Here is a 14,815-nt window from a genome sequence, read left to right on the forward strand (position 1 = left end):
TCGGGCGCAGGTCGGCCGGTCGGCGGCGGGTTGTCCGGGCGCCCCGGACGCGCACCGTTACACCGGACCGGAGGCGCGGTTAGGATGAACCTTGTCGATGGATGCCGGCGTCCGTACGGGGGTACAACGATGGACGACAGTGCCGCCTCAGTGGATCCGTCGCGGCCCTCCGCCCGCACCGTCTTCGCGCAGATGCGTCGCCACCTGCCGCCGTACCTCGCCCTGACCGGCAAGCTGGCCGGGCGGGGGGCGGTGGAGACGAGTGGGCAGGGCTGTCGGGTCCGGCTTTCCGACGGCCGCTCGGCACTCGACTTCGGCTCGTACGCGGTGACCCTGCTCGGGCACCGCCACCCGGCCGTGCTCACGGCCGTACGCGATCAGCTCGACGCCCTGCCCGTCGCCACCCGTACCCTGGCGAACCCGGCCACCGCGGCGGCCGCGGCCCGGCTGGTGGAGTATTTCGACAGCGAGCTGACCCGGGTCTGCTTCGGGGTGAGCGGCGCCGACGCGGTGGAGGCGGCGGTCAAGTTGGCCCGGCTGGCCAGCGGCCGGAGCCGGATAGTCGCGGTGCAGGGCGGATTCCACGGCAAGTCGCTCGGGGCGCTGGCCCTGACCCACCACGAGCGGTATCGGACCGGCCTGCTCGACGTGCTCCCCGGGGTGGTGCACGTGCCCGCCGACGACCCGGACGCGGTGGCCCGGGAGGTCGCCCGGGACGACGTCGCGGCGGTCGTGTTCGAGCCCGTCCAGGGGGAGAACGGCGTCCGCCCGCTGGATCCGGACGTGCTGGCGGCCTGGTGCGCGGCGGCCACCGCGCACGGCACCTTCGTGATCGCCGACGAGATACAGTGCGGCCTGCGGCGCTGTGGCGAGCCCTCCCCGGCGCTCGCCGCCGGTCTGCCGGTGGACGCCGTACTCGTCGGCAAGCCGCTGGGCGGCGGGGTGCTGCCGGTCTCCGCCGCCGTGTGTCGGGAACGGCTGTACGCGCCGCTGCTCGCCGATCCGATCGTGCACACCTCGACGTTCGCCGGCCACCCGCTCGGCTGCGCGGCGGTGCCGGCCGCGCTCGACACCATCGAGGAACTCGCCGACCGGGGGCCGGTGCTCGCCGGGGCGATGGCGGACGGTCTGGCCGAGCTGCGCCGGGGGCATCCCGAGACGGTCACGGCGGTGCGCGGGCGCGGTCTGCTGTGGGGAATCGACCTGGACCCGCCGCATCTCGCCGGAGAACTCGTCGTGCAGTTGGCCCAGGCCGGCCTGCTGGTGTCGCCCTGCATGAGCCGGCCCGGCACGTTGCGGCTGATGCCACCGTTGGTCGCCGGCACCGGGGAACTCTCCGAGGCGCTGGGCATCCTCGCGGCGGTGGTCGCCAGGGCGGCGGCCGGGGGGAGGGCCGCCGGGGTCCCGTCCGGGGCTCCGACCGCGCCGTGACCGGCGACCCGTCGCCCACCGTGGCCGACCCGCCCCCTCCCGCCGGATCCGCGCTGCTGCGGCTGGTCCGTGCACGGCTGCGACTCCTCCGCCTGTTCGCCGGCGCTGGCTGGTTACCGGCGCTCGCGGTTTCGGCGAGCTACCTGGTGATGGCCCTGCTGCCTCCGCTCACCGCGGTGGCCACCGGTCGGTTCGTCGGCATGCTGGCGGGTGGTGCCCCGGACCACGAGGTGCTGGGCGCGATCGGGCTGCTGATCGGGTTGGCGCTGGCCACCCGGATCGCGGAGGTTGTCCGGGACCTGCTCGGTGTGGTACTCGCCCGGCGGATCGACGGGGCGGTCCGGGAGCGGCTGCGCACACTGGCCCGTACGCCGAGACACGTCGTGCACCTGGAACGGTCCGACTTCCACGACGACGCGGTACGGGCCTCCGACCCGGGCCACGGCATCGGCCGGATCCGCTCCCCGGGTACGGCCGCGGTCGGCCAGGTGGTGCTGGTGTTCCGGTTCGTCTCCGCGCTGGCCGGCGCCGTACTGCTGGCCACCTTCTCGGTCTGGCTGGCCGGGATCCTGCTGGTGGCGTCGCTGGTGATCCGGGTCCGGCTGCGCCGGCAGTGGATCCGTCTGGTGGCGGTCAAGGACGCGGACGCCGCCGGGCAGCGCCGACTGGCGTACCTGTCCGAGCTGGCCGGGTTCGCCGGGGCCAAGGAGTTGCGGGTGTACGGCCTCGGCCACTGGCTGCTGCGCCGCCGGCTCGGACTCGCCTACCAGGTGCACGGTCCGACCTGGCGGGAGATGTGGCGGGTGCTGCGCAGCCAGAAGCTGGCCATCGGCCTCGGCACCGGGTCCGTCGCGCTCGCGATGGCGGTGCCGGCGTTCGCGGCGGTCGCCGGGCGGATCGGCTCCGCGCAACTGGTCACCGCGGTGGCCGCCGCCTGGACCATCTTCGCGATCAGCTCGATGGGCTCCGAGGCCTTCGACATCGAGTACGGGCTGGGCGGCGTGCGCGCGCTGGACCGGCTCACCACCCGGTACGGCACCGCCCCGGTCACCGTCCGGGAGCCCGGGCCGGCGACCGCGTCCGGGGAGGCCGGGCCGAGGCTGGTGCGGTTCGAGAACGTCTCCTTCCGATATCCGGACGGCCCGCCGGTGCTGGACGGGTTGTCCCTGGTGCTCCGGCCCGGTGAACGGGTCGCGGTGGTCGGCCGGAACGGCGCCGGCAAGACCACGCTGATCAAGTTGCTGGCCGGGCTGTACCCGCCGACCAGCGGCCGGATCACGGTGGACGGCCGGGATCTGGCCGAGTTGGACCCGGCCGGCTGGCGGCGCGAACTGACCGTGGTGTTCCAGGACTACCTCCGGTATCCCGCCACCGTTGCGGAGAACGTGGCGATGTCCGCCCCGGAGTGGCTGACCGACCGTGCGGGAGTCGCCGAGGCGGTACGCCGGGCCGGCGCGGCCGAGCTGGTGACCGGGCTCGCCGACGGGCTGGACACCTCGCTGTGGCGGGAGGGCACCGCCGGCACCGAACTCTCCGGCGGCCAGTGGCAGCGGATCGCGATCGCCCGCGCGCTGTTCGCCGCGGCGCACGGCCGCCGGCTGCTGGTGCTCGACGAGCCGACCGCGCACCTGGACGTCGCCGCGGAGGCCGCGTTCTACCGGCGGGTGGTCGCGCAGGTGCCCCGGGCGACCGTACTGCTGATCTCGCACCGGCTCTCCACGGTACGCCCCGCCGACCGGATCGTGCTGCTCCGCGACGGGGTGGTCGCCGAGGAGGGCAGCCACGACGAGCTGATGGCCTCCGGCGGAGAGTACCGCCGGCTGTTCACGTTGCAGGCGGCCAGGTTCGCCGACGTGGCTCCGGCCGCCCGGGTCGGTGAGTGAGGGTGCTCCGGGAGCGGCTGGGCGTCCTGCGCCACGTGCTCCGGCTCTCCCTCCGGGCCGACCGGCGGACGGTCTTCGCGCTCTTCGGCCTGATGGTCGGCCAGGCCGGGATCGTGGCCGGCACCGGGCTCAGCCAGCGCTGGCTGATCGACACGGCCCTGACCGGCCGGGTCGGCGGCGTACTCGCCGCGGTGGCGGTGGGCGCGCTCGCGTACGGACTCGGCACGGCCGGCGGGCGGATCCAGACCAACATGCTGATCTACCTCACCGATCGGGTGCAGGTGGCCGTCAGTCAGGAGGTACTGCGGTTCGTGGCGGTCATCCCGACCCTGGACCACCTCGAACGCGCGGACTATCTGGATCGGCTGGAGCGGCTGCGCTGGGGCACCTGGGGACTGGCCGGGTCGTTCTGGCAGGCGGTCGCCGCCGCTGCCGCCGTGGTGAGCCTGCTGGCCACCACGGTGCTGCTGGCCGCCGTACACCCGGCGCTCTGCCTGCTCGCGGTGTTCGCGGTCCCGTCGCTGCTGACCACCCGGCGGTCCGCCGCGATCATGCGGGACACCTACGACTCGACCGCCGAACTGAGCCGTTGGGACCAGCGGCTGCACGAACTCTGCCTGGCGCCGGAAGCGGCGAAGGAGCTGGCGATCGCGGGTGCGGGACCGGAACTCGGCGGCCGGGCCGCCGGGCTGTGGCGGACCGTCACCACCCGGCTGGTCCGGGCCCAGTTGCGGGCCGCCGCCTGGGAGGTGGCCGGTTGGGTCTGCTTCGCGGCCGGCTTCCTGACCGCCCTGTGGATACTCGCCGGCCGGGTGGCCGAGGGGACCGCCACGCTCGGGGACGCGGTCCTGCTGATCACCCTGGCCACCCAGTTGCAGGCCCAACTCGGACAGGTGGTCGGTGGCGTGGCGGAGGTGGCGGCGGCCGGGCACGTCATCGACCACTACGTCTGGCTGCGCGACTACGCCGCCCGGCCCGGCGGCGGGGACGGAGCCGGGCGGCGGCTCACCGATGGCATCGTGCTGACCGGGGTGTCGTTCCGGTACCCCGGCGCCGACCGGGACACGCTGGACGACGTCAGTCTCCGGCTGCCGCCCGGCCGGACCGTCGCGTTCGTCGGTGTCAACGGAGCCGGCAAGAGCACGCTGGTCAAGCTGTTGACCGGGCTGTACCACCCGACCCGGGGCAGCATCACGGTGGACGGCCGACCACTGAACCTTTCTCCACCGCAACGGCGGGACGGGTGCGCCCCGACGTCCGCCTGCGGCCACGACGGACCGCACGGGAGGAAAGGTTCACTCGGCGGGATCGACCCGAACCGCTGGCACGGCAGCGTCACCGCGGTCTTCCAGGACTTCGCCCGGTTCCAGTTCCGCGCCCGGGAGGCGGTGGGCGTGGGCGATCTGGCCCGGCTGCGCGACGAGGCGGCGGTACGGGACGCGGTCCGCCGCGCCGGTGCCGAAGAACTGCTGACCGAGCTGCCGCACGGGTTGGACACCCAGCTCGGCACGGCGTTCGACGGCATCGAGCCGTCGCTCGGGCAGTGGCAGAAGCTCGCCCTGGCCCGCGCGCTGATGCGTCCCGCGCCGTTGCTCACCATCCTGGACGAGCCGACGGCGGCGCTGGACCCGCAGGCCGAACACGACCTGTTCACCGGCTTCGCCGGACAGGCCGCCGCGCTCGCCGCCGAGCACGGGACGGTCACCGTCTTCGTGTCGCACCGGTTCTCCACCGTCCGGCTGGCGGATCTGATCGTGGTGCTCGACGACGGGCGGATCGTCGAGACGGGCAGCCATGCCGAGCTGATGCGCCACGACGGCCGGTACGCCGCCCTGTACCGGATCCAGGCCGGCGCCTATCAGGCGGACTCCGCCGGGCGTCCGGGCCGGCCCGGGGAGAACGGCGCCGCCGGACCGGCGCGCCGGCAGCACTGAAATCGGAGCGGGGACGGGAGGACCTGGTGGAGAAGGCGCGCGACGGGTACGCCCACGCCACGACGGAGCACCGCGACGGTGACATCTTCGGCTGGTTGGCCGACCCGCCGACGGACCGTGGTCTCCGGTTCGCCGACGAGACCGGTACCGGCTGGACGTTCTGTCCGTACGCCCGGTTGGCCGAACTGGCCCGGGCGGCCGCCGGGCGCCTGTACGGGGCCGGTGTGCGTGCCGGGGACGTGGTGCCGATCGTCTGTCCGACGTCGCCGACCTTCGTCGCGGCGCTCTACGGCGCGCTGCTGCTCGGCGCCACACCGAGCGCACTCGCCCCGCCCACCGTGTACGGCGAGCCCGAGGGGTACGCGGCGCACCTGGCCCGGGTACTCCGGCTCGCCCGGGCCCGGGTCATGGTGGCCGCGCCCGAGGTTGCCCGGGTGGTGGCCGGACCCGCCGCCCGGTACGGCTGTGCCGTCCTCTCCGACCTCGACGCCGCCGACGGGACGTTTCCCGGGCAGGAGCCGGGGGAGATCGCCATCCTCCAGTTCAGCTCCGGGTCGACCGGCCCGCAGCGCGGGGTACGGGTGCCGCACCGGGCTCTGCGGACCAACATCTCGGCCATCCGGGACTGGCTCTCCTACGATCCGCACGACGCGATGGTGAGCTGGCTGCCGCTGCACCACGACATGGGACTGGTCGGCTGCCTGCTGATGCCGATGGCCGCCGCCAGCGACGTCTGGCTGATGCGACCCGAGCAGTTCGTCCGGACGCCGGGCCGCTGGCTGCACCCGTTCGCCGTCTCCGGGGCCAGCACCGCGGTGACCCCCACCTTCGGCCTGGCGCACCTGATCCGCCGGATCCGGCCGGCCGACCTGGCGGGCATGGACCTGCGCGGCTGGCGCACCCTGATCGTCGGTGCCGAACCGGTGCACGCGGGCGTACTGGACGATCTCGTCCGGCTGCTCGGGCCCGCCGGGTTCGCCGCCGATGCCGTGCTCCCGGCGTACGGCCTGGCCGAGGCGACGCTGGCGGTCGCCGGTCGACGGCACGGCACCGCCCTGCGCGCGGTACGGGTGCCGCCGACCTCGCTCTATCCCGGCAAGCCGGTGACCCTGGCCGAGGGGCCCGACGGAAGCGACGTCACCCTGGTCGGCTGCGGACCACCGCTGCGGGACGTCCGGGTCGACATCGTCGGCGAGGACGGTCAGCCGGTCGAGGCCGGGGTGCTCGGCGAGATCGAGCTGCGCGGCGGCTCGGTCGCCGCCGGCTACGTCGCCGACGAGGGCGAGGGGTCCTTCGACGGGGTGATCCGGACCGGCGACGCGGGCTTCCTGCTGGACGGGGAACTGTTCGTCGTCGGCCGGCTCGGCGACAGCGTCAAGCGGTTCGGGCGGTGGCTGTTCGCCGAGGATCTCGACCGGGTGGCGGCGGCGCGCTCCCCCCGGCCGCGCAAGACCGTCGTGCTGCTCGGCGACCTGGACGGCAGGGTGACCGCCGTGGTGGCCGTGGAGGGCGAGCTCGGAGACGCGGCCGGGCGGATCGGCCGGTCGGTCGCCAACCACGCCGCGCAGGTCGAGGTCCAGGTCCGGTCCGTGCCGGCCGGCTGGATAGCCCGGACCACCAGCGGAAAACCGCGCCGCCGGCTGATGTGGCAGCGGGTACTCGAGGAGCGGGCCGGCACGGTGCACTGGCAGTCGGCCGACCACCGTCCGGAAGGGAAGTGAACGGCATGTCCAGATCCGTCAGCCGGTGTGCCGCCGTACTGGTGGTGGCACTGCTGCTGCTCTCCGGTGCCGCCGTACCGGTGGGGGCGACGGCCGTCGCCGGAGGCGGGTACCAGGCCGTCATCCGGCGGACCAGCTTCGGCGTACCGCACATCCTCGCGGCCCGCCTCGGCGACGCCGGCTTCGGCCAGGGGTGGGCGTACGCCGAGGACCGGTTCTGCGACCTGGCGGACCAGGTGGTGAAGATCCGCAGCCAGCGTTCCCGCTGGTTCGGCCCCGGACCCGGCGGCGCCAACCTCGGCACCGATCTCGGCTATCTGGCGCTGGGCCTGCTGGACCGGGCACGCGAGCAGGCCGACCGCTTCCACGGCGACGCCCGGGACCTGCTCGACGGGTACGTGGCGGGCTACAACGCCTACCTGGCGCGGACCGGCGCGGCGAACGTCCCGGGCTGGTGCGCCGGCCAGCCGTGGCTCGGCCCGATCACCGTGGTGGACCTGCTCGCCTACCAGCGCGACATCGCGATCTCCGCGAGCGGACGCCACCTGTTGGCCCCGGCGGCACTCGCCCAGCCGCCCGGCAGCGCCACCCGGACCGCGCCGCTGCCGGTCGATCCCGCGCTGGTCGCCGACGGACTGCGCCGACTGGCCCGGCAGGCCACCGGGGCGGCCCCCACCGGCAGCAACGGCTGGGGCGTCGGCGGCGACCGGTCCGCCTCCGGGCGCGGCATCCTGGTGGCGAACCCACACTTTCCCTGGGAGGGCGAGCAGCGGTTCTGGGAGAGTCAGCTCCGGGTGCCCGGCCGGCTCGACGTGTACGGTGCGGGACTCGGCGGCGTCCCGGGAGTGCAGATCGGCTTCAACGCGTCGGTGGCCTGGACCCACACCGTCGCCACCGGCTACCGGTACACCCTCTACTCGGTGGACCTTCCGCCCGGTGATCCCACCTCCTATCTGGTCGACGGCGTCGCCGAGCCGATGACCGCCCGTCAGGTGAGCATCGACGTCGACTGGGGCGACGGGCGGCCACAGCCGTTGCACCGGACGATCTGGTCCACCCGCTACGGCCCGGTACTCGACCTCTCCGCCGCCGATCCGGCGCTCGGCTGGTCGACCTCGCGGGCCGTCACCTACCGGGACGCCAACCTCGGCAACGACCGGCTGCTGGAGCAGTGGCTGGAGATCAGCCGCGCCCGGGACGTCGCGGGCGTACGCCGGGCGATCAGCCGGCACCAGGGCATTCCGTGGGTCAACACGATCGCCGCCGACCATCGTGGCGACACCTGGTACGCCGACGCCTCGGCCACCCCGAACCTCTCGGCGGCCACCACCGAGCAGTGGCGGCGCGACCCGTTCGCCCCGCTGGACGGCAGCGACAGCGCCAACACCTGGGTGGCCGAGCCGGGTGCCCGGGAGGCGGGCCTGATCCCGTTCGCCCGCCAGCCGCGACTCGCCCGGCGGGACTACGTCATGAACGCCAACGACAGCTACTGGCTGGCCAACGAGCACCGGCTGCTGACCGGCTTCTCGCCGTTGCAGGGCACCGAGGGCACCCCGCGCAGCCCGCGTACCCGGCAGAACATCGCGCTGCTCGACGGCGCCGGACCACCGGGCCGGGTCGACCCGACCCGGCTCGGTGCGGCCATCCTCTCCGACCGCGGGCTCCTCTCCGACCAGCTCACCGCCGCCGCGGTGACCGCCTGCCGGGCCTGGGGGAGCCGCCCGGTGGACGTCGACGGTGTTCCGGTCGACATCACCGCCGGCTGCGCCGCGCTGGCCGGCTGGGACCGCCGGTTCGACGTGCACAGCCGGGGAGCGGTGCTCTGGCGGGAGACGGTCCGCTCCGTGCTGGCCAGCCACCCCGGGGCGCTGACCGGGGCGGGTGCGCTCTTCGGCGTCGGGTTCGACCCGGCGGACCCGGCACACACCCCTCGGGCACCGGCGGCCGATCCGGTGCCGCTGTTGACCGGTCTCGGCCGGGCACTGCTCCGGCTGCGCTCCCTCGACCTGGCCCCGGACGTGCGGCTCGGCGACGTGCAGTACGCGGTCCGCGGCGACCAGCGGATCGCCGTGCCCGGCGCCAGCAACGAACTCGGCATCGCCAACGTGGTCGGCTACACGAGCAGTCCGGGGATGTCCCTGGAGCCGGTCACCGAGGGCGGTGATCCGCTGCCCGGCACCGACCTGACCGACCGGGGTTACGTGGTCAACTTCGGTACCAGTTTCCTGTTGGTGGTCGGCTTCACCGACCGGGGACCGGCCGCACGCGCCCTGCTCACCTTCGGACAGTCGGCCGACCCCGCCTCGCCGCACTTCGCCGACCAGACCAGGCTGTTCGGTGATGCGCGGCTGCGGGAGGTCCGCTTCACCGAGCGGGCCATCGCCGCCGATCCGCACCTCGCGGTCCGGGTGGTCCGCGGCTGAACCGACGGCTTCCGGCGTGGCACGGGCGAGCGGGTCGGCCGGTGAGCCGGGCCCGGCCACCCCGCTCGGCGTGGCGGTCGTGCTCGGCACCATGGTGGTGGTCGTGGCGCGGACCGAGCGGGTCAACCGGCGCGGCAGGTGCCACAGGGGCCGAGCGGTGCCGGGCTCGCCGCACGGCTCGGCGGCGCGTCGCGGTCAGCCGGCGCCGTTGGCCAGCTCGCCGGCCCGCCGGGTCAGCCGGGCGGCCCAGGCGAAGTCGGGCTCCTCCGGCGCCAGGTCCAGGACGAAGGCGACGGTTCCGGCCGCCAGTTGCCCGGCCAGCACCGGCGCCAGCGTCTCGACCCCGCCGACCAGGAACGGGCAGTCGGCACGCATGCTGCGCATCGGCGCGGTCCAGAACCAGGACGGCGCCCCGCCCACCTGTTGGAAGGCCTGGCGCCGCCAGACCGCGTCGGTGTAGCGCAGCGCGGCCGAGCCGGCCGCCTCCAGCTCGGTGTCCGGCGGATAGCGGCGCAGCGCCACCCGCCACGCCTCCTCGTCGGTCTCCCGGACGATCAGCGCGGCGTACGCGCCGAGCAGGTGACCGGGCTTCGGCTCCTCCGGGCCGAACATCCGGATGCGTACCGCCCGTAACGCCTCGGCACAGGTCTCGGCCGCCGGTGACTGTCCGGCGACGAAGCCGATCGGGCGCAGCTCCGGCGGACCGGGCAGCCGCAACCGGGCTCCCCGCATCCGGTAGAACTCGCCGTCGGCGGTCACCGGTGTCGGGCTGCCCAGCAGGTCCAGCACGATCCGGCCGTACTCGGCCAGCCGGGCGTACCGCCGGTCGTGTTCCGTCTCGTCGCCCAACGCCAGCCGGTCCGGGGTGGACGTGCCGGCCACGAAGTTGAGGAAGAGCCGCCGACCGTACCGGTAGGTCAGTGAGGCGGCGAGTTGCGCGACGGCGAACGGATGGTGGTAGACCGGGTTGACCGCCACCAGTGGGCGCAACCGGTCGGAGACGGCCAGCGCGTGCTGCCCGACCAGCCAGGGGTCGACCAGGGTGTCGTTTCCGGTGTGTGCGAGTACGCCGGTGAACCCGTGCGCGTCGGCCAGCCGTACCGTCGCGTCGATCTCCGGCCAGGCGCGGTCCGGGTCGTGGTTGCGCGGACTGATGGCGAACGTCCACGGGTGCGACCCGTCGTCGCCGTACGGCGGTGGTGGCATTCGGCCTCCAGCCAGATCGCCGGTCGTCACCGCCGATGCTGTCCGGACGCGGCGACCCATGTCAAGATATCGATGTCTTTCCGGGCCGGAGGACCCGTGGTACGTTCCTCACCACCGCCGGGCGACCGGCGGCGACAGCGCACGGCGACGCACCCGGGGGTCACGTCATGCCGCGCTTCTCCTCGGCCGACCATGTCCCGCCGGCCCGCCCGGCGGACCGGACGGGGCCGGACTCCATGACGGACCGGACCGCACCGGACTCCTTGGCGGACCCAACGGCACCGGCGCCGCTGGGCACCCGGTTCGCGCTGCGCGCCGCACAGATCCCGGATGCCGTCGCGGTCGAGGACGACGTCGGCGCGGTCACCTTCGGCGAACTGCACCGCCGCGCCGACGCACTGTCCCAGGTACTGCTGGCGGCCGGGGCGGGACCGGAGCGGACCGTGGCGGTGCGGGTCGGCCGACGCCGGGAGCTGCTCGTGGCGCTGCTCGCGGTGGTCCGGTCCGGAGCGGCGTTCGTACCCCTGGAGCCCGGCCACCCGGTGCTGCGGCAGCGGCAGATCGTCCAGGACAGCCGCGCCCTGCTGGCGGTGACGGAGCAGCCGGTGGACCGCGGTGCCGACCTCGGCCTGCCGGTGGTGCCGGTGACCAGCCGGCCGGCCCGTGACACGCCCCGGATCCGGCCCCCGGTCGTGCATCCGGCACAGACCGCGTACGTGATCTACACCTCCGGTTCGACCGGCGCCCCGAAGGGGGTGGCGGTGTCCCACGCCGCGCTCGCGCACTACCTGGGCTGGGCGGCCCGGCGCTACCTGGGCGGCGGGCCGGCGGTCGTGCAGACGTCGCCCGCCTTCGACCTCACCGTCACCGGGCTCTTCGCTCCGCTGCTCGCCGGGGACGCCGTCCGGCTGGTGGCCGGCGACGGGCCGGCCGCGCTGCTCGCCGCGCTCCGCGAGCGGCCCTGCGGCCTGCTCAAGCTGACACCCTCGCACCTGGACGCGCTCGACGCCGTGCCGGCCGGTCCCGTGGACCGCCCGCCGGTCGTCCGGACGCTGGTCGTCGGGGGCGAGGCGCTGCACCTGCGGCAGACCCTGCCCTGGCTCGCGGATACCGAGGTGGTCAACGAGTACGGACCGACCGAGGCGACGGTCGGCTGCTGCGTGCACCGGACGACGGCCCGGGACCCGGAGCGGGTGCCGATCGGTGCACCGGTGCCCTACGCGTCGGCGGCCGTACTGGTCGACGGGCGGCGACCGGCGGGGTACGGCGAGCCCGCCGAGCTGCTGGTCGGCGGCGCCGGCCTGGCCCGGGGCTATCTGGGCCGGCCCGGGCTCACCGCCGAGCGGTTCGTGCCGGATCCCCGCGCGCGCGGCGGGCGCCGCTACCGCACCGGTGACCTGGTCAGCCGGGATCGCGACGGTCTGCTGCACTTCCACGGCCGGGTGGATCGACAACTGCGGATCCGCGGGCACCGGGTCGAGCCCGGCGAGGTGGAGGCGGTGCTGCGCTCGGCGCCCGGCGTCCGGGACGTCGCGGTCTGCGGGCTGCCGACGGCCGGACGCCTCCGGCTGGTGGCCTATCTCGTCGCCGAACCCGGGGTGGCGCTCGACCGGGCGGCGTTGCGGGCCCGGGTGGCCGAACGCCTGCCCGAATACTGCGTGCCCGGCCGGATGGTGACGCTGCCGGTGCTGCCGCGCACCGGCAACGGAAAGGTCGACCACGCACGGCTGGCCGGTACGCCCACGGGCGCGCTGCTCGGCGCCCTGCTCGACCAACTGGCGTCGCTGCCCGAGGCGGACGCGCTGGCGATCGTCGCCGGGAATTCCCGCCCCGCGGTCCGGTCCGACGACACCGCCGGCGGATAGGCCCGGACGTGTGCGGCATCGTGGCGCTCTGGTCGCCGGTCGGGCGGCTGTCGGCGGAGGACCTGGCGCCGATCGGGGTGCTGCGGCACCGGGGGCCGGACGCCGTGGCGCGCTGGGTGTCGCCGTCCGGTGTCGCCGCCCTGGCCCAGGCGCGGCTCGCGGTGGTCGGCGTGGCCAACGGGGACCAGCCGGTCCGTGACGAGTCCGGCGAGGTGCACGCGGTGGTCAACGGCGAACTGTACGGCTACCGGCAGCAGCGCCGCGAGCTGGCCGAACGGGGTCACCGGCTGCGTACGGACTCGGACAGCGAGATCACCGCGCACCTGTACGAGGAGGACCCCGACCGGTTCGTGGCGGCGCTGCGTGGCGAGTTCGCGTTCGTGCTCTGGGACGAGCGGCGGGGCCGGTTCCTCGCCGTACGTGACCGGTTCGGCGTCAAGCCGCTCTACTACACCTGGATCGACGGGCGGCTCGTGGTGGCCTCCGAGGTGAAGGCGCTCTTCGCCGCCGGCGCGGTACGCCGCTGGGACGCGGAGTCGTTCTACGACTACCTGCACTCCTGCTTCGCCCCGGACCGGACCCTGTTCGAGGGCATCCGCCAGGTGCCGCCCGGTGCCATGCTCCGGGCCGACGACGAGGGTGTGCGGATCGTCCCGTACTGGGACCTGGATTTCCCGCTGGCCGACCAGGTCGACGGGCCGGCCGACCCGGCCGGGATCGAGCGGGTACGCGAGCGGGTGGAGGAGGCGGTCCTGCTCCGCCTCGCGGCCGACGTACCGGTCGGGTTCCACCTCAGTGGTGGGCTCGACTCCTCCTCGGTGGTCGGCGTCGCGGCCCGGCACGTCGCGCTGCGTACCTTCACCGTGCGGTTTCCGGGCAGTCCGCTGGACGAGAGCGAGGTGGCCGGCCGGACGGCCGCGGCGCTGGGCGCCAGCCACCACGAGGTCAGCGTGCCGGACGGACTGCCGGGGCCGGCGGCGGTGGCGGCGGTGACCGCCGGCGAGATGCTGCAGGAGAACGGGCACGGCACCGCACGGTTGGCGCAGGCCGGGGCCATCCACGACGCCGGCCTGAGGGTCGTGCTCGCCGGTGAGGGCGGCGACGAGTTGTTCCTCGGCTACCAGCATCTCCGGACGGACCTGGAGCTGGGCGTCTCCGCCGAACGGCTGGCCCGGGCCAGGCGGTCCTACCGGCTGGTGGCGGCGGGCGGGGTGCCCGCCACCCTGACCGGTGCTCTCGACCGGCTCGGCTTTCTACCGGGTTGGCTGGTCGACCGGTGCCTGACCACGACCATGCAGGCCCGCCCGCTGCTCCGTCCCGACCTGCTGGTGCGGTTCGCCGACCGGGACAGCCTGGGTGCCCTGGTCGACCGGTCCGCCGCCCAGTTGGTCGGCCGGGCGCCGGTGCACCAGTCGCTCTATCTCTTTCTCAAGACCTGGTTCTGCAACTACATCCTCGCGGCGGAGCGGCTGGACATGGCCCGGTCGGTGGAGGTCCGGCTGCCGCTGCTGGACCACCGCCTCTTCGAGGCGACCCGGGTGCTGCCGCTCGCGGACCTGCGCCGGGGGCAGGTGAAGCAGGTGCTGCGGGACGCGATGCGCGGGTACCTCACCGACGAGGTCTATCGGGGGGAGAAGCGTCCGTTCTTCGCTCCGGCGCCGGGCAGCAGGGCGGCGGCCGCCGGTGAACTGCGGCGGTGGCTGGGCCGGGGGCATCTGGACGGCGACGGTTTCTTCGACCCGGCGGCCGTACGCGCCTTTCTCGGCCGGCTGGAACGCGGATCCGGTCCGATCAGCACCGGCGAGGACCGGGTGTTGTATCTCCTCGGCAGCGTGTCGGCACTGCACGAGGCGTACGGGCTGGCCGTCTGAGTACACCGTGACAATCCACAAGCGACTATCTAAATGGGACTCGTAGGGACTCGTATTCACTTGCAGCCCGCTCGGGCGAATTCATCGAAGTCGTTGCCTGTAATGGGGGCATCGACTAGCATCGTGGAGGCGGCTCCCGAGTTGTCACGTTTTTCTCGGTGACCGCACGACCGCTAGAGATGGGGTCCGGCCGGCGGTTTATTGGCCGGCGAAGACGGCGACGGGGGTTTCGCTCATGGCGATCATTCCAGGCATACCTCTCACTGGCTGATCCTCCGGGTGTCCTCGACCTGACGGCGCCGCCGCGCCGCCGGCCTTTCCCGGCCGGTGTCGACGCACACGTCGGGTTCGCCACGCGGCCCGCAGGCCGATCGATTCCGGGCAGCCCACCAGCCTGCCCGCCGCATGGCGCATCGCACGACCCAGCTACCTACGACGCTGCGTCGGAAGACCGGCAGCGAGTCGAGACCGGGGAGCATCT

The 14,815-nt window shown here is 74.3% G+C and carries 8 protein-coding genes; 7 read left to right on the forward strand and 1 reads right to left on the reverse strand.

Annotated features, from left to right (window positions below; genetic code table 11):
• Positions 1-129 precede the first annotated feature (129 nt).
• The 5 genes from R6Y94_RS13455 to R6Y94_RS13475 are packed head-to-tail and all read left to right on the forward strand — an operon-like array spanning position 130 to position 9,392.
• Complete coding sequence (locus tag R6Y94_RS13455; protein WP_318396156.1) at positions 130-1,431, forward strand: aspartate aminotransferase family protein; 1,302 nt, start codon at positions 130-132, stop codon at positions 1,429-1,431.
• A complete protein-coding gene (locus R6Y94_RS13460) occupies positions 1,428-3,314 on the forward strand; it encodes an ABC transporter ATP-binding protein (RefSeq protein WP_318396157.1) in 1,887 nt (628 codons plus the stop codon). Before R6Y94_RS13455 ends, R6Y94_RS13460 begins: the two co-directional genes overlap by 4 nt.
• Positions 3,311-5,248: an ABC transporter ATP-binding protein gene (locus R6Y94_RS13465; protein ID WP_318396158.1), complete on the forward strand. Its 1,938-nt coding sequence runs from the start codon at positions 3,311-3,313 to the stop codon at positions 5,246-5,248. The genes R6Y94_RS13460 and R6Y94_RS13465 overlap by 4 nt, the downstream gene beginning before the upstream one ends.
• Before the next feature lie 26 nt (positions 5,249-5,274).
• A complete protein-coding gene (locus R6Y94_RS13470; protein WP_318396159.1) occupies positions 5,275-6,969 on the forward strand; it encodes an AMP-binding protein in 1,695 nt (564 codons plus the stop codon).
• Between the two features lie 5 nt (positions 6,970-6,974).
• The gene (locus R6Y94_RS13475; RefSeq protein WP_318396160.1) at positions 6,975-9,392 is read left to right on the forward strand and encodes a penicillin acylase family protein; all 2,418 of its coding nucleotides are present in this window, start codon (positions 6,975-6,977) and stop codon (positions 9,390-9,392) included.
• Positions 9,393-9,587: 195 nt separating this feature from the next.
• Here R6Y94_RS13475 and R6Y94_RS13480 read toward each other — a convergent pair whose 3' ends face one another.
• A complete protein-coding gene (locus tag R6Y94_RS13480; protein ID WP_318396161.1) occupies positions 9,588-10,598 on the reverse strand; it encodes an LLM class flavin-dependent oxidoreductase in 1,011 nt (336 codons plus the stop codon).
• Between the two features lie 167 nt (positions 10,599-10,765).
• Between R6Y94_RS13480 and R6Y94_RS13485 the strand changes: the two genes are divergently transcribed.
• Positions 10,766-12,463: an amino acid adenylation domain-containing protein gene (locus tag R6Y94_RS13485; protein WP_318396162.1), complete on the forward strand. Its 1,698-nt coding sequence runs from the start codon at positions 10,766-10,768 to the stop codon at positions 12,461-12,463.
• Between the two features lie 8 nt (positions 12,464-12,471).
• Positions 12,472-14,334, forward strand: coding sequence for an asparagine synthase (glutamine-hydrolyzing) (gene asnB, locus R6Y94_RS13490; protein WP_318396163.1), 1,863 nt, complete (start codon positions 12,472-12,474; stop codon positions 14,332-14,334).
• Positions 14,335-14,815: the final 481 nt, after the last annotated feature.

The sequence above is a fragment of the Plantactinospora sp. KLBMP9567 genome (assembly GCF_033446045.1).
Lineage (GTDB): Bacteria > Actinomycetota > Actinomycetes > Mycobacteriales > Micromonosporaceae > Plantactinospora.

Bases quoted from the DNA above. Each gene is read 5' to 3' on its own strand.
- R6Y94_RS13485 (WP_318396162.1), top strand. From the start codon at position 10,766: ATGCCGCGCTTCTCCTCGGCCGACCATGTCCCGCCGGCCCGCCCGGCG.
- R6Y94_RS13455 (WP_318396156.1), top strand. From the start codon at position 130: ATGGACGACAGTGCCGCCTCAGTGGATCCGTCGCGGCCCTCCGCCCGC.
- R6Y94_RS13480 (WP_318396161.1), bottom strand. From the start codon at position 10,598: ATGCCACCACCGCCGTACGGCGACGACGGGTCGCACCCGTGGACGTTC.
- R6Y94_RS13475 (WP_318396160.1), top strand. From the start codon at position 6,975: ATGTCCAGATCCGTCAGCCGGTGTGCCGCCGTACTGGTGGTGGCACTG.